Raw genomic sequence first — 14,602 nt, forward strand, 5'->3', positions numbered from 1 at the left:
GCGATTCCCCTTCGCCGCAGCGGCCCGCGTTCGCCACGACGCGGGCCGCTGCGTGTGGTCAGCCGAGTTCCCGGATCAGGGCGCCGTACCTGTGGAAGGCGGGCTTCGGCGTGTAGTCCGAGCGGACCAGCCCGAACTGGTACATCGTGTCGGGGACCGCGCTGTCGGCGTCCCGCAGGGCGAAATGCTCGTACGCGGTGATGCCCAGCTCCGCCGACACCCCGTCGACGATCCGCACGACCCGGTCGAGGACCTCGGCCTGCCGCTCGGGGGAGCGGTCCGGTCCGGTGGCCCAGCCGTTCTCCGTGACGTGGATCGGGGTCCGGTCGGGAACGCCGGCCGCGGCCAGGCTGGTGTGCCGGAACCCGTGGAGGACCCCGCGGACGGCGTCGGTGAGCGCCGCATCCGGTACCGCACGGAACACATCGGGGAAGAAGTCCAGGCCGGCGTAGTCCAGCGCGCCCGTGAACTCGCTGCCGCCGAGCCGGCCGAGGCCGGTCCAGAACTCCTGGGCCGGGTCGAAGACCGGCGTCGAGTTGCAGCCGACCCGGACGTCGAGCCCCAGCCGGTCGATCTCGTCGCGGGCGGCGAGGACGCCCTCGACGATCGCGCGGCGCACCGCCGGACGACCCCCGTCGCCACCGGGACCGTCGTGGTTGGCCTCCTCGCCCACCTGCAGCGTCGCGAGGGTCTCGCCGTGCGTGCGGATGACGGACCGCAGGAACGCGAGCCAGCCGGTCAGGTCGTCGCCCGGCTCGCGGAAGCAGGCGACCAGGTCGAGCCGCCGGCCGCGCACGGCGTGCTGCCAGGGTGCCGGCGGGGCCTCGAGGTGCGCGCCGTCCGCGTCGCTGTACTGCACGTAGCCGCGGACCAGGAACGGCCGGTCGCCGTGCAGCTCGTCGAGCCGCTCGGCGATGCGCTGTGCGTCCTCGGGAGGTCCGGGAGTGATGTCACCGTGCTCGTCAGCGCCGAGACCGCCGGCGTAGACACCGAAGAGGAGAGTCATGCGGCCGACGGTACAATCAAATTTGGTGTCACATCAAATTTGTGGTCACGCTATAGTTCGGTCATGGCATTGCGGGCGGAGAAGAAGGCGGCGACGCGCACGGCGCTCGCCGACGCCGCACTGGGCCTGTTCCTCGAGCGCGGCTTCGACCGGGTCACGGTCGCCGAGGTCGCCGAGGCGGCGCGGGTGTCGGTGAACACGGCGTTCAACTACTTCCCGACCAAGGAGGACCTGTTCTTCGACCGCCAGGACGCGGTGGTGCGCCGCCTGGCCGACGCGGTGTCGTCGCGGCTGCCCGGCGAGTCCCCGGCGGCCGCGGTGCGGGCGCTGTTCCTGGCCGAGCTCGACCGCGACGACCCGACGCTCGGCCTCGCCCCGGGTGCGGCCGACTTCTGGCGGGTGGTCGACGGGAGCGCCGCCCTCCAGGCCCGGGCGCGCCGGCTGGCCGAGTCGGCGGAGGCCGCGCTGGCGGAGGCCCTGGCCGGCGTGGTCGGTGAGCGGTCGGCCGGCTGGGCGGCGGCGATCCTGGCCGGCGTGGACCGGGCGCTGCACGCGGAGATCCGCCGCCGGATGCTCACCGGCGCCGACCCGGCCGAGGTGCGGGCCGGGATCCGTGAGACGGCCGAGGAGGCGTTCGCGGCGGCGGCCCGCGCCCTCGACGGGACGATGAGCACCGATGAGCGGCCGTGACCCGCACCGCGAGCGCGCCCGGCAGCGGCGCCTACGGGCCGCCGGGCACCACCGCGACCTCGCGGAGCGGTTCTCGGCCCGGTGACGGGACGGGCTGCTCCGGCGGCAGCCCGAACAGCGGGAACAGCCGCTCCGGGGTCAGGAACGTGGTCATCGCCGCCACCCGCCCGTCCGGCGCGCCTTCCAGCACGAGCACGGCGAAGGGGCGGCCGGCGCGGTACTGCCCGAAGGCCGCACCACCGCTGGCCCGCACCCGCACGAGCACGTCACCGCGGCAGGCGTCCGACGCCGCGAGCATGGCGGCGATCCGGTCGCGGCCCCGCAGCCACCAGGTCAGCGGCGGCATCGCCATCGTCGCGTCCTCGTGCAGCAGCGACACCAGCGTCGGCACGTCGTGCGCGGTGAACGCCCGCACGTAACGCTCCAGCAGTTCCTCGTCGACCGGCCCGCCCGCCGGCGCGGTCGCGAGGGCGGCCCGCGCCCGCTGCAACGCGCTGTTCACCGCCGGCACCGACGTGTCCAGCAGCGCCGCCACCTCGGCCGCGCGCCACGACAGCACCTCGCGCAGGATCAGCACAGCCCGCTGCTTCGGCGGCAGCGCCTGCAGCGCCGCCACGAACGCGAGCCGGATCGACTCCCGCTGCACCGCCAGCTCGGCCGGATCGCCCTCCGGCGGCACCACGAGGGCGTCCGGCACCGGGCCGACGAAGGCGTCGTCCGGCAGCGCCTCGCCGAAGGCGCCGGGCTCGAGGTCGAGGGCGAGCGCCCGCCGCCGGGCGCCGCGCAGCGCGTCGAGGCAGACGTTGGTGGCGATCGCGAACAGCCAGGTCTTCAGCGATGCCCGGGCCGGGTCGAAGCGGTCGGCGTTGCGCCACGCGCGCAGCAGCGTCTCCTGGACCGCGTCCTCGGCGTCGAAGGCTGAGCCGAGCATCCGGTAGCAGTACCCGGTCAGCGCGACCCGGTGCGCGTCGAGTTCGTCCTTCAGCGGCACAGCTCCACCGTACCGGCCGGCTCTCGTCGCCGACGTCGCCGCGGCGCCTCGACCGCTTCGAGGTCGACCACCCCGACACGCAGGCCACGAAACGCCGCCGGGTGCCGGCGGTGCCTTACCGGGCCGCGCCGGCCGGCACGGGCCGCGCCGATGGCATCGCGGCCTTCGGCGAAGGGCTGTCCCCGCCGCCGCCCGCCCCCAGCAGGACCGCGCCGAGCACCGCCGCGGCGCCCAGGAGTTGCCCCGCCGACAGTGCCTGGCCGAGCACCAGCCAGCCGAGGGCCGCGGCGACGACCGGGCTGAGCAGGCTCAGCAGTGTGACCCGGGCCGGCGCCAGGGCGGTGACGCCGCGGAACCACAGGAAGTACGCACCGGCGGTGCCGACCAGCGACAGGTACCCGAAGCCGGCCGCGTTCGGCCAGGTCACGGCCGGCGGCAGGCCCTCCACCAGCAGCGCGGCGGGCGCGAGGAGCAGGCCGCCGACGGTGAGCTGCCAGCCGGTCAGCGCGAGCAGTGCGGTGCGCCGGTCGGCGAACCCCTCGGGGACGCCCCAGCGGCGGCCGAGCACGGTGCCGAACGACATCGACACCATGCCGCCCGCCGCCGCGGCCACGCCGATCGGGTCGAGCGCGGTCGCCGAGCGCAGCACGAGCAGCGCGACGCCGGCCAGGCCGATCCCGGCGGCGGCGAGCACCCGGCCCGTCGGCCGCTGCCCGAGCAGGCCGAAGGCGAGTCCCGCGACGACAAACGGCCCGGCGGCGCCGAGCACGGCCGCGACGCCGCCGGGCAGCCGGTAGGCCGCGACGAACAGCAGCGCGAAGAACAGGCCGATGTTGAGCGTGCCGAGGACCGCCGCCCGCCACCACCAGCGCCGCTTCGGCAACGGGTTGCGGTGGAGGCGCGCGACGAGCCCGATCAGCAGGAGCCCGGCGGGCAGCGCGCGCAGGGTGCCGGCGAGCAGCGGCCGGCCGGGCGGGAGGAACTCGGTGGTGACCAGGTAGGTGGTGCCCCACACGGCGGGCGCGGCGGCGGTGGCGGCGGGCAGGCTCAGGTTCCTCATGACTAAGTAGCTTAGCACTAAGCTAACCATCGGTAAGTGATACCGTGATGCGATGGACGATATCGACCGGATCGTGGGTCAGTGGGCCCGTGAGCGACCCGATCTGCAGACCGAGGCGATGGCGGTGTTCGGCCGCATCTACCGCCTGGCCAAGCTGGTCGGTGACCGGCAGGAGAAGGTCTACGTCGGGCTGGGCGTCAACCGCGGCGAGTTCGACGTGCTCGCCGCGCTGCGCCGCGCCGGCGACCCGTTCCAGCTGCCGCCGAAGGCCCTGAGTGCCTCGTTGATGCTCACGACCGGCGGCATGACCGGCCGCCTGGACCGGCTCGAGCGGGCCGGGCTGGTCACCCGCTCCCCGGATCCGGACGACCGGCGCGGCCTGGTCATCACCCTCACCGACCCGGGCCGCGAGCTCGTCGACGAGGCTGTCGGCGCCGGCCTGGCGGTGCAGCGGGAGGTCCTGGAGCGGCTGCCCGAGCCGAGCCGCCGCCAGCTCGCCACGCTGCTGCGCGAGCTGCTGACCGCCGCCGCGGGGTACGGCGGTTGACCCTGATGGATGTTCCGTGGCCTACGGGGCCAGGAGCAGTGCCACGTCCAGGGCTCTCGACGGGGAGCCTCCCGCCGAAGCGGTCCACGCCGACGACAGCATCGCCTTGGCGAAGCCCCACGCCCGCAGCCGGTCCGGCGGGAGCGACAGGCCGTCCGCCAGCTGTTCGAGTCGCGACGGGACCAGCTTCAGCAGGTCGGGGGAGCGGTCGTCGCCGCGCCGTCGTCCACCGGTCGCAGGCGCGTGCCGGGAGTGACCCGCTCCAGCAACAGGGCGGCACGGGCGACGTCGGCGCGCAGCAGGCGCACCGCGCCCCGGCCGTCGAACGCCGCCAGCGCGGCCGCCTCGAACCGCAGCGAGTCCGCGCCCGGCACGCCCAGCTTCAGCACCGCCGGCGTGCCGTCCGAACAGGTCACCGGTGCGACGTAGTGGAACGACAGCTCGAACGGGGGCCCGGCGACCAGGCCCCACTCCGCGCAGATCCCGGCCAGCGTCGACGGCAGGGCGTCGAGCCACCGCCGGCCCGCCGAGCCCCAGTTGCCGACGACGTTCGCGACGAAGGCGGAGCTCACGTGCCGAACCACACCCGCAGCTGCTTCGCCGACTGGGCCAGCGCCGTCCGGCTCGCGTCCAGCGTGCCGGCCATCGTGAAGAAGCCGTGCGCCATGCCCTCGTAGCGGGTCACCGCGACCGGCACCCCGTTGTCGGCGAGGCGTCGCGCGTACCGCTCGCCCTGGTCGCGCAGCGGATCGTATTCGGCGGTGATGACCAGCGCCGGCGGCAGGCCGCGCAGCGTCTCCGCGCGCAGCGGCGAGGCGAGCGGGTTCTCCGCGTCGTCCGGGTCGACGAAGTAGTGCTTGCGGTACCACTCGACGGAGTGACGGTTGAACAGGTACGGGTCGTCGTTGGCGCGCATGGAGTCGTCGTCGGCGAGCTGGTCGGTGTTCGGATACACGAGCAGCTGCCCCACCAGCGGCAGATCCCCCGACTCCCGCGCCATCAGCGTCACCGCCGCCGCCAGGTTTCCGCCGGCGCTGTCCCCGCCGACCGCGATCCGCGCCGGGTCCGCACCCAGCGTCGCGGCGTTGGCGAGCACCCACTGCGTCGCCGCCCAGCAGTCCTCGATCGCGGCAGGGAACGGGTGCTCGGGCGCGAGCCGGTAGCCGGGGACGACGACGATGCAGCCGGCCGCGTTGGCGAGGTGGCGCGCGACGCCGTCGGCGGTGTCGACCGTGCCGAGGACCCAGCCGCCGCCGTAGAAGTACATCAGCACCGGCAGCCGGCCGTCCGCGGCCGGCCGGTAGACCCGCAGCCGCAGCTCGCCGCCCGGCCCGGGCAGCGCGAGATCGGTGACCGAGTGGACCGGCTCGGGATCCCCGCCGCCCGCCCGGATCGACGCGAGGTCTGCGGCACGCGCCTCCGCGAGCGACATCGTGTAGAGCGGTGCGACGCCGTCGCGCTCCTTCCGGTCGCGGATCACTTGCTGCTGCGGGTCGAGCGGCATGGACAACCCCTTCAGAAGGCTCGGGCCAGGCGACGGACCAGCTCCGCCGCCGCGATCGCATGGCTGCGACCGTTGCCGTGCAGACCGTCGGATCCGGTCAGGACGCCATCGTCGCCGATCGCCGGATGGTTCGCCAGATCGACGTGGACGGTGCCGAGCGCCGCGGCGAGCGCGGTGGTGCGCCGGCCCAGCATCGACATCCGGCGGGAGAAGGCGGTGCCGAGCCAGTCCGGCATCCGCGGATAGGAGGGCATGACGAACACCGACACGGTGACGACCTGCGCGCCGGCCCGCTGCAGCGGCCGGATCAGCGCGGTGAGGGTCGCGTCGACGGCGTCGGCGCGCGCCTCGTATCCCGGCCGCATCGCGTCGTTGGCGCCGCACACCACGAGCGCCAGGTCGGGCCGGAACGCGAGCGCCCGCGCGAGTTGCGTGGCGTGAACCTCGGCGACCCGCAGGCCCCGCTGCCCGAGGTTCAGGTATTCGAGGCCGGGCCGCGCGGCCGCGAGCTCGTCCCGCACACGATCCGGAAAACCCGAAGGGTGATAACCGTCGATCGGCTCGGTCACTCCCTCGGCCACGCTGTCGCCGAGGACCACGAACCGCCGCCAGGGATGGCGGGCCAGCAGCCCGGCCGCCTCGCCGTCACGCAGGCAGTAAGGATCGGCCGATTCCAGCGTTCGTGCATATTCTGGTGCCATGTAAGCCTTTCGGCTCATGTCGGATCGCCACGTGCACCGATAGGCTAGCGCCTATGGGGCGGAAACGGTGACACAACTGGGCAGCGGGCAGTTGCTCACCGCGGAGGACTACCGGCACCTGGCCCGTGATCTCGTCGCCCCCGACGTCTGGGACTTCATCGAGGGCGGTGCGGAAGAAGAGCGCACGCTCGCCGCCAACCTCCGCGCATTCGACCGGATCCGGCTGCGCCCGCGTGTGCTCGCCGACGTCTCGGCGGTCGACACGTCGGTGGAGCTGTTCGGCACCCGGTTCGCCACGCCGCTGGGCGTCGCGCCGACGGCCTACCACCGCCTCGTCGACAGCGACGGTGAGGTGGCGACGGCCCGGGGCGCCGGTGCGGCCGGCGCGCTGTTCGTGGTCGGCATGTTCGCCAGCCGGACGCTGGAGGACATCGCCGAGGTGTCCACGTCGGAACTCTGGCTGCAGTTGTACTGGCTGAGGCGCCGCGACGTCATGGCCGCGCTGATCCGGCGGGCCGAGCAGGGTGGGTATGGCGCCTTGATGCTCACGGTCGACGTGCCGCGGATGGGGCGGCGCTGGCGCGACATGCGCAACGGCTTCGCGGTCGGCGGCGACGTCGCCGCGGTCAACATCGACCCGGCGGTGATGGCGTCGTCGCACCACCGCGACGCCGGCCGGTCGGCCCTCGCCCAGCACGCCGCGCAGCAGTTCGACGCCACGGTCACCTGGGCCGATCTCGCCTGGGTGCGGGCGCAGAGCCGGCTGCCGCTGGTGCTCAAGGGCATCCTCACCGCCGAGGACGCCGCGCTGGCGGTCGAGCACGGCGCCGACGCGGTCGTCGTGTCCAACCACGGCGGCCGCCAGCTCGACGGCGCCGTCGCGAGCCTCGACGTGCTCGCCGAGGTGGTCGACGCGATCGGCGGCGCCTGCCCGGTGCTGTTCGACGGCGGCGTCCGGCGGGGCGCCGACGCGCTGGCCGCACTCGCCCTGGGCGCCCGGATGTGCCTGCTCGGCCGGCCCCCGCTGTGGGGGCTCGCGGCCCGCGGCGCCGACGGGGTGGAAGGGGTGCTGCGCACCACGACCGAGGAGCTGGCGCACGCGATGGCGCTGGCCGGCCGCCCGGCGCTGGGCGCCCTTGACCGCTCGGCCGTGCACATGTCGACGATCGCAGGAGGCGCCTGATGGTGGAGCTGTCCCGGGAAGCGCTGCACGTGTCCGTCGTCGACCCGGTGTCCGCGTCGATGAACTTCCTCAACGAGGTCGCGAGCCGGTTCCCGGAGGCGATCTCCCTGGCGGCCGGCCGCCCCTTCGACGAGTTCCACTCCGCCACCGACATCGACAAGCACCTCCAGGCGTATCTCACGCACCTGCGCGAGCGTGGTCTCGGCCCGGCGCGCAGCCGCCAGTTGCTGACGCAGTACGGGCGGACCAACGGCCACGTCGGCGACCTCATCGCCCGGATGCTCGACGTCGACGAGAACATCCAGGTCCCGGCCGCCGCGGTCATGGTCACCACGGGCTGCCAGGAGGCGATGGTCATCGCCCTGCGCGGCATCTGTTCGGGGCCGAACGACGTGGTGCTCGCCGCTGAGCCGTGTTACGTCGGCTTCACCGGCGCGGCGCGCATCCTCGGCATCGAGGTGGTGCCGGTGCCGGAGTCCGCCGACGGCCTGCGCCCCGCGACGGTGGCCGCCGTCGCCGCCGACGTCCGGGCGCGCGGCAAGAACCCGCGCGCGCTCTATCTCGTGCCCAACTTCGCCAACCCGTCCGGCGTCTCGCTGCCGGTGGCGACCCGCCGCGCGCTGCTCGCCGTCGCCGCGGACGCCGACCTGCTGATCCTCGAGGACGATCCGTATGGGTTGTTCGGCCTCGACGACGAGCCCCGCCCGACGCTCAAGTCCCTCGACGCCGACCAGCGGGTCATCTACCTCGGCTCGTTCGCCAAGTCGTATTTCCCCGGCGCCCGCGTCGGCTTCCTCGTCGCCGACCAGCCCGTCGTCGACGCCGCCGGCCGGCGCACGCTGCTCGCCGACGAGCTGTCCACGGTCAAGAGCATGCTGACCGTCAACACCTCGGCCCTGTCCCAGGCGGTCGTCGGCGGCATGCTCATCGACAGCGGCTTCAGCCTCCGCGCCGCCAACCAGGCGAAGATCAGCTTCTATCGGCAGAACCTGCGGACGCTGCTCGCCGCTCTGGAGCGCACCTTCGGCGACGGCCCCGTCACCTGGAACCGGCCCGGCGGCGGCTTCTTCGTCGTCGTCGACGTCCCCGTCGACGCCTCCGAGGAGCTGCTGGAGGTGTCGGCGCGGGACCACGGCGTGCTGTGGACGCCGATGCGGTTCTTCTACGTCAGCGGTGGCGGCACCCACGCGATCCGCCTGTCGTGCAGCGCCCTGGAGCCACCCCAGATCGACGAGGGCGTCCGCCGCCTCGCGGCCCTGCTGCGCGCATGATCCGGCCGGAGCGCAGCGGAGGGCGCATGACCGTTGTCGACGTCTGGCTGGTCGACGCGGCGGTGACCGCGGCGGAGCCGGCCCTGCTCGACGCCGCCGAGCGGGCCCGCCACGCGGCGCTCGGGCATTCGGTCGACCGGCACCGGTTCGTGGTGGCCCACGCCGCCGTGCGCCGCGTCGTGGCCGCCCGGCTGGGCGTGCCGCCGGCCGAGGTGTGCTGGACCCGCGGCCCCAACGGCAAACCGCTCCTGGTCGGCGGCGCCCTGGAGGTCAACCTCTCGCATTCCGGGGACCTGGTGCTCATCGCCGTCGCCGGTGACCGGCCCGTCGGCGTCGACGTGCAACAGGTCCTGCCCGGCCTCGACGTGGTCGCGATGGCGGAGCGGTTCTACCCGCCGGCCGAGGCCGCGCTCGTGGCGAGCGGCGGTCCCGGCCGGTTCGCGGAGCTGTGGGCGCGCAAGGAGGCCGTCGTCAAGGCGGCCGGCGACCGGCTCACGCGCGGCCTGTCCCTGCCGGTCGCGGGCCCGTCACCGTGGTCCGTCGCGCACGACGACGGCGCCTACGTGGTGGCCGACCTCGACGCGCCGGACGGCTTCCGTGCCGCGGTGGCGCTGGCCGGCGCCGAGCCGTTCGAGGTGCGGGCTCACGATCCGAACGTGCTCACGCACAGGTAACGCAGCGCCGGGTCGTAGTCGGCGACCGCGATCCGCCCGGCGCCGGGCGTCCAGGCCTCGGCGAGGGCCGACCAGACGCCGGTCATCGGCTGCGCCGGGTCGGCGTGCAGCACCTCGCCCGCCTTGACGTCCACGTCGGCCAGCGGGCCGCCGAGGATCACCGTGTCGGGTGCGAGCGCGGCCAGCTCCGCCGCCGCGTCGCCCGGCTCGGCACCGGCCAGGATCCGCGGCGCGGCGGCCTCCACCGTGGACGGTCCGAGCAGCAGCGCCACGCCGGCGTGGGCGGCCGGCGTCGCGACCGGCACGCCGGGGTCGTACGGCAGCTCGGCCTGCTCGACGATCAGCAGCAGGGCCCGCTCGTACGTGCCGGTGCGGGCGTAGTCGTGCAGCAGCCGCAGGCCGGTGTGCGCCGCCGCGCGGCCCTGGTCCGACACCGCGAACGCCATCGGGTCGCCGGGGCAGACGTGGCTGAGCCAGGTCGCCGTGGCGCGGCCCGGCGTGACGTCCGGGATGTCGTACGCGAGGACCAGCGCGTCGACCTCCGCGCCCAGGTCAGCGATCAGCGAAGCCGCCATGTCACCGTAGGACTGGCCGGTGAACCCGCCGTCCCGCAGCGCCAGGTCGTACGGCGCCAGCAGGTCGGTCAGGTACGTCGTCAGCCGGCCGGTGTGCGCGGCGTCGGCGGCGAGGGCGGCGGGGTGCGGGAACCGCCGCGCCAGCGCCTGCCGGATACCCCAGGGCATGCTCACTCTTCCGGCAGCAGGTTTCCGGCGACGTACTCGGCCAGGGTGCCGACCGTCTCGAAGTTGTCGCGGCCCAGGTCCTCGACGCTGATCTCCCGCTCGAGCCGGTCCTCCAGCTCCAGGACGAGCTCCAGCCCGGTGGTCGAGCTCATGCCGAGGTCGTCCATGAGCGTCGTGCTCTCGGACGCGCTTGGCACCTCCCGTTTGAGCACGCGGGGGAGCAGGTCGCAGATCGTCTGGACCACGTGTTCGCGCAGCTCCGGGTCGACGGTGGTGGTATCGGTCACGGGAGTTCCCCTCTCAAACGATTCAGTGTTCGAAGACCATGGCGGAGAACGTGGCACCGCGGCCGGCCCCGGCGGCGGCGATCACGTAGCGGTCCCCGGGCCGCAGCAGCCCCCGCTCGACAGCGGTGCGATGGTTGACGAAGGCGTCGGCGCAGAACACGTGCCCGTAGGTCGCCACGTGCTCCAGCAGCACCCGGTCGAGCGGATAGCCGATCCGTTTGCAGGTCCGCTGCCACGCGACCACGTTGACGTTGTGCGGCAGGATCACCGCGACGTCGTCGAGCGCCAGCCCGGCCCTGGCGACGGCGGCGGTGACGGCCTCGCCGAGCGCGTCGTGGTAGATCCGCTGGAACTCCCCGGCGACCTCCTCCAGGTCGCCGTCGAACTCGCCGCGGAGCCGGGCCACGTAGGACAGCAGCCGGTCCCGCTCGCCGGAGGGGGCGACGAGGCACGCGGACGCGCCCTCGCCGAACATCGAGGTCTCCGGCACGAACTGCGCCTCGCCGGTGAACGCCTTCTCCCCGGCCAGGACCAGCGCGAGACCGTCGTCACCGTCGGCCGCCAGCAGCCGGCCGGCGAGGTCGACGGCGAGCAGGCCCGAGGCGCAGGCGTGCTGCCCGACCGCGAATGCCTGCGCGTGGCCGAGCCCGAACTCGGCGCAGACGTCGTGCAGCGGGTTGTGCGGGTAGGGCACGACGACGGGGAAGGTCCGCGCGTACAGCACGTACCGCACCCGGGAGACCTGCTCCGGGGTCAGCGCGAGGTCGGCCAGGGCCGCCCGCAGCAGGTCGGCGAGCGACGACGTCGAGGCCCGCGCCGCCGAGCCGATCTTGTGGTACCGCCGGAAGACCCGCACCTGCATCGGTGTCAGGTCGAACCGATCGGCCAGCGACTCGATCGGCACCCGCTCCTCGGGGATGAAGCTGCCCACCGACACCAATGCCGTCATCGCGCTTCCTCTTTCTCCTGCTCCAGGCTCGTGAGCGCCTGCCGGACGGCCAGCGCCTCCGCCGTACGCACGAGCCCCTCGGCGGCGGACGTCCCGGCCCGGCACGTGTCGGTGAAGACGGTGAGCAGCCAGGCGCCGCCCGGCGCGTCGTCGACGTCGACGCTCAGCGGATCGAACGGGTCGTCCTGCGCGACCGTCCACCGGAACGCACCCGGAGGGGTCGCCCGCAACGCGTCACCCGTCGGCAGCGGGCCGGAGAAGCCCTGGCGGGTGGCGACCCGGCGGTCGTTGAACCACAGCCCCGCGTCCGCGTCGGCCCCGGTGCGCGCGGCGAGCGCCGCGATGCCGTCGGGGTCCACATAGGCGTACTTGTAGGCGGTCATCGCCGCGACCCCGACCCGCCGCAGCGCCTCGGCGAACGGCACCCCGGCGACGTCGGCGGCGCAGATGCCGCGCTGGGCGACCATCGCGACGACGGTCTCGAAGCCGCGCCGGAACCGGTTGCTGACCATCGGCCGCATGACCGCCGGCCCGGTGTGCCCGTCCATCGTGGACAGCGCGACGGCGAGCACGGTCATGAGTACCTGCGACGAGTCGACGTCGGCGCGCTCGGCGACGACGTGGGTCGCGAGCGGCAGGGCGGCGGAGCGAAACTCGCCGCGGCGGAACCGCGGACCGTCCACAGGGGACAGCGGCGCGGCCGGTGGCAGCGCCCGCAGGACCTTCGCCCAGTGGCGCAGCGCGGCGGTGCTCTGCCGGAGCCCGGCGGGGGAGCCCTGCCAGCGCGCCTGCTCGAGCGGCTGGAGGCCGTCGGCCTCCGGCACGTCGTGCCGGTCGGCGACCTCGCGCAGGAAGATCCGCCCGCCGAACCCGTCGGTGACGAGGTGGCACATGACCGTCGACAGGTGGGTCGGCACGCCCCGGTGCCGGACGACGCCCATCCGCACCGGCCACTCCTCGACGAAGTCGTACGGCCGGGCGCGGTCCTGGGCGTCCAGCGCGACGACAAACGCCTCCGGGTCGGCGCCGTCGGGACAGTCGTAGACCTCCAGCCCGATCGTGCCGCGGTCGGCGACGGACTGCAGTGGCCGGCCGTCGTGCGCGAAGCGCAGGCGGGTGCGCATCGGCTGGTACCGCCGCATCAGCCGGCGCAGCTCGTCGGCGACGCCGGCGAGGGTGGTGCCCGCGGCGAGCCGCGACCAGCCGCCGATGGGCAGCCAGGAGCGCTGGCGGACCATGGTCAGCCAGATCTCGCGCTGCCCCCAGGACAGCTCCTCGATGCCCGCGCCGTCGCCGGTGAAGCGGACCGGGATCCGGGTCGTGGCCCGGATCCCGAGCCGGTCCTCCAGGAAGGGCGCCGCCGCGTCAGGCATTCGCCATCTCGGCGAGATGCCGCTGCCGCATCAGGAACTTGCGCACCTTGCCGGTCGGCCCGACCACGATGTCCTCGTCGGGGAACACGACCACCTTGCGCAGGGTGGCCGCCGCGGCCGGGGTCAACGCGGCGCGGACCGCCTCGGTGTGGTCGGCCTCCGGGTCGGCGCCGGCGTGCATCGACAGCAGCACGTCCGAGACGACCAGGCCGTCGTCGGTGCGCACCGACACCACCGTGCAGTCGCGCACCTCGGGGATCGCGCGCAGGATCTTCTCCTCGGACATGGCGGTGTAGAGCCAGTTGCCGTCGCCGAGGTCGACCGAGTCGACGGCCCGGTCGACGTGGTAGTAGTAGCCCTCGGCATCGCGGAACATCAGGTCGCCGGTGAGGTAGTAGCCGTTGAGCCGGTTCCGGTAGGTGTTCACGTGGTCGTTCCAGTAGCCGGGGGCCAGCGTCGGGGACTTCAGCCCGAAGTGGCCGACCTCGCCGACCGGCACCTCCTTGCCGGTGGCCGTGTCCAGCAGGGCCACGTCGGCGAACACGTGCGGGACGCCGACGCACCGGCCGTACCGCTCGGTGTCGTTGCGGTGCGTGATGTGGAACGCGGAGTGGCCCATCTCGGTGGAGCCGAGACCGTCGACGAAGTGCGACCCCTTCACCCGCCGGACACCGTCGCGGGTGACGACGTTGCGGCTGCCGGCGTTGACCAGGTGCCGGATGTGCGGCTCGTGGGCGCAGTCGCCGGTGTTGAACCACAGCGACACCGAGTCCATCTCGTGCTGCTCGAGGTCGAAGCGGGCGAGCTCGGCCCAGGTCACCGCGAAGCCGAACACGCCGGTCGGCTGCCACCGCTCGATCGCGTCGAGCACCGCGGCGCCGTCGTTCTGCCGGGAGAGGAACAGCAGCTCCGAGCGGTTGCTCAGGGCGTGGTTGATGGTCATGATGCCGGCCGCGTGCGGCGCCGGCAGGGCGCTGAGGATCCGCTCGGTGCCCTGCGCGCGGGGGCCGCTGAGCCGGATCTTCCGGGTGGCGTGGAACAGGCTGGCGTGCGAGTGCACGACCGCGGTCGGCATCCGGGTGGTGCCGGAGGAGTGGGTGATCGCGATCGGGTCGTCGGCGTGGTGCCGGAACGGCGCGGGCGCCTTCGCCGGGTCGCCGGTGCCGGTCTCCGCGACGTCGTGGACCGTGACGCCGACGTCGTGCCCGGCGAGCCGCTCCCGGTGCTCCGCGTCGGTGAGCAGGGCGACGCTGCGCAGCTTGCGGATGTACTCGGCGGCGATCTCCCCGGCGATGTTCGGGTTCATCAGCGCCGGGATCGCGCCGAGCCAGGTGAGGCCCATCCAGTTGAGGAAGCAGTCGGCCGCCGACGACACGTAGATCGCCACCGGGTCCCGGCGGCGGATGCCGGCCGCGTGCAGCCAGGCGGCGCGGGCGGCGGCCCGCTCGTACAGCTCGCCGAGGGTCAGCCCCTGCCAGGCGGGGAAGCCGTCGACGGACGTGTCGAAGGTCATGCCCGGCCCGTCGAGCGGCGCGCCGTGCTCGATGAGCTTGTGCAGGACGTTGCCGGCACCGACGTCGGGATCGGCGGCGAGCGCCGCCCGGATGCTCGTGGACGCCATGG

Annotated in this window: 16 protein-coding genes; 5 read left to right on the forward strand and 11 right to left on the reverse strand. The window is 74.1% G+C overall.

Annotated elements, in window-relative coordinates; genetic code table 11:
* Nucleotides 1-58: 58 nt before the first annotated feature.
* Complete coding sequence (locus tag Dfulv_RS12350) at nt 59-1,006, reverse strand: glycoside hydrolase family protein (RefSeq protein WP_259862983.1); 948 nt, start codon at nt 1,004-1,006, stop codon at nt 59-61.
* A gap of 63 nt (nt 1,007-1,069) precedes the next feature.
* On the opposite strand from Dfulv_RS12350, the gene Dfulv_RS48400 reads away from it, so the two are divergent.
* Nucleotides 1,070-1,696 (forward strand): TetR/AcrR family transcriptional regulator, encoded by a 627-nt coding sequence (locus Dfulv_RS48400; protein ID WP_264675838.1) that lies wholly within the window; start codon nt 1,070-1,072, stop codon nt 1,694-1,696.
* Between the two features lie 31 nt (nt 1,697-1,727).
* Here Dfulv_RS48400 and Dfulv_RS12360 read toward each other — a convergent pair whose 3' ends face one another.
* Together Dfulv_RS12360 and Dfulv_RS12365 are read right to left on the reverse strand one after the other, a co-directional pair.
* The gene (locus Dfulv_RS12360; RefSeq protein WP_319805791.1) at nt 1,728-2,687 is read right to left on the reverse strand and encodes an RNA polymerase subunit sigma-70; all 960 of its coding nucleotides are present in this window, start codon (nt 2,685-2,687) and stop codon (nt 1,728-1,730) included.
* A 115-nt stretch (nt 2,688-2,802) separates the two neighbouring features.
* The gene (locus tag Dfulv_RS12365) at nt 2,803-3,747 is read right to left on the reverse strand and encodes an EamA family transporter (RefSeq protein ID WP_259862984.1); all 945 of its coding nucleotides are present in this window, start codon (nt 3,745-3,747) and stop codon (nt 2,803-2,805) included.
* A gap of 52 nt (nt 3,748-3,799) precedes the next feature.
* Between Dfulv_RS12365 and Dfulv_RS12370 the strand changes: the two genes are divergently transcribed.
* The gene (locus Dfulv_RS12370) at nt 3,800-4,294 is read left to right on the forward strand and encodes a MarR family winged helix-turn-helix transcriptional regulator (protein ID WP_259862985.1); all 495 of its coding nucleotides are present in this window, start codon (nt 3,800-3,802) and stop codon (nt 4,292-4,294) included.
* A gap of 188 nt (nt 4,295-4,482) precedes the next feature.
* On the opposite strand, the gene Dfulv_RS12375 is transcribed toward Dfulv_RS12370, so the two are convergent.
* The 3 genes from Dfulv_RS12375 to Dfulv_RS12385 are packed head-to-tail and all read right to left on the reverse strand — an operon-like array spanning nt 4,483 to nt 6,499.
* Nucleotides 4,483-4,866 carry an aminoglycoside phosphotransferase family protein gene (locus tag Dfulv_RS12375; RefSeq protein ID WP_259862986.1) on the reverse strand — a complete coding sequence of 128 codons (384 nt, stop codon included), beginning with the start codon at nt 4,864-4,866 and terminating at the stop codon, nt 4,483-4,485.
* A complete protein-coding gene (locus Dfulv_RS12380; RefSeq protein ID WP_259862987.1) occupies nt 4,863-5,798 on the reverse strand; it encodes an alpha/beta hydrolase in 936 nt (311 codons plus the stop codon). Before Dfulv_RS12380 ends, Dfulv_RS12375 begins: the two co-directional genes overlap by 4 nt.
* An 11-nt stretch (nt 5,799-5,809) precedes the next feature.
* The gene (locus tag Dfulv_RS12385; RefSeq protein ID WP_259862988.1) at nt 5,810-6,499 is read right to left on the reverse strand and encodes an SGNH/GDSL hydrolase family protein; all 690 of its coding nucleotides are present in this window, start codon (nt 6,497-6,499) and stop codon (nt 5,810-5,812) included.
* A 67-nt stretch (nt 6,500-6,566) separates the two neighbouring features.
* On the opposite strand from Dfulv_RS12385, the gene Dfulv_RS12390 reads away from it, so the two are divergent.
* The 3 genes from Dfulv_RS12390 to Dfulv_RS12400 are packed head-to-tail and all read left to right on the forward strand — an operon-like array spanning nt 6,567 to nt 9,627.
* Nucleotides 6,567-7,682, forward strand: a complete 1,116-nt coding sequence (locus tag Dfulv_RS12390; protein ID WP_259862989.1) for an alpha-hydroxy acid oxidase — start codon at nt 6,567-6,569, stop codon at nt 7,680-7,682.
* Nucleotides 7,682-8,953, forward strand: coding sequence for an aminotransferase-like domain-containing protein (locus Dfulv_RS12395; RefSeq protein WP_259862990.1), 1,272 nt, complete (start codon nt 7,682-7,684; stop codon nt 8,951-8,953). The genes Dfulv_RS12390 and Dfulv_RS12395 overlap by 1 nt, the downstream gene beginning before the upstream one ends.
* Nucleotides 8,954-8,979: 26 nt before the next feature.
* Nucleotides 8,980-9,627 (forward strand): 4'-phosphopantetheinyl transferase family protein, encoded by a 648-nt coding sequence (locus Dfulv_RS12400; RefSeq protein WP_259862992.1) that lies wholly within the window; start codon nt 8,980-8,982, stop codon nt 9,625-9,627.
* Here Dfulv_RS12400 and Dfulv_RS12405 read toward each other — a convergent pair.
* Genes Dfulv_RS12405 through Dfulv_RS12425 form a run of 5 tightly spaced genes read right to left on the reverse strand, consistent with a single transcriptional unit; the run spans nt 9,597 to nt 14,600 of the window.
* Nucleotides 9,597-10,370 carry a 2-hydroxy-acid oxidase gene (locus Dfulv_RS12405; protein WP_259862993.1) on the reverse strand — a complete coding sequence of 258 codons (774 nt, stop codon included), beginning with the start codon at nt 10,368-10,370 and terminating at the stop codon, nt 9,597-9,599. The genes Dfulv_RS12400 and Dfulv_RS12405 overlap by 31 nt on opposite strands.
* A 2-nt stretch (nt 10,371-10,372) precedes the next feature.
* Nucleotides 10,373-10,657: an acyl carrier protein gene (locus Dfulv_RS12410; RefSeq protein ID WP_259862994.1), complete on the reverse strand. Its 285-nt coding sequence runs from the start codon at nt 10,655-10,657 to the stop codon at nt 10,373-10,375.
* 22 nt (nt 10,658-10,679) lie between these two features.
* Nucleotides 10,680-11,606 (reverse strand): 3-oxoacyl-[acyl-carrier-protein] synthase III C-terminal domain-containing protein, encoded by a 927-nt coding sequence (locus Dfulv_RS12415; RefSeq protein ID WP_259862995.1) that lies wholly within the window; start codon nt 11,604-11,606, stop codon nt 10,680-10,682.
* Nucleotides 11,603-12,979 (reverse strand): condensation domain-containing protein, encoded by a 1,377-nt coding sequence (locus Dfulv_RS12420; RefSeq protein ID WP_259862996.1) that lies wholly within the window; start codon nt 12,977-12,979, stop codon nt 11,603-11,605. The genes Dfulv_RS12415 and Dfulv_RS12420 overlap by 4 nt, the downstream gene beginning before the upstream one ends.
* Nucleotides 12,972-14,600 carry a class I adenylate-forming enzyme family protein gene (locus Dfulv_RS12425; RefSeq protein WP_259862998.1) on the reverse strand — a complete coding sequence of 543 codons (1,629 nt, stop codon included), beginning with the start codon at nt 14,598-14,600 and terminating at the stop codon, nt 12,972-12,974. Before Dfulv_RS12425 ends, Dfulv_RS12420 begins: the two co-directional genes overlap by 8 nt.
* Between the last annotated feature and the right edge of the window lie 2 nt (nt 14,601-14,602).

The organism is Dactylosporangium fulvum, assembly GCF_025137375.1.
GTDB lineage: Bacteria > Actinomycetota > Actinomycetes > Mycobacteriales > Micromonosporaceae > Dactylosporangium > Dactylosporangium fulvum.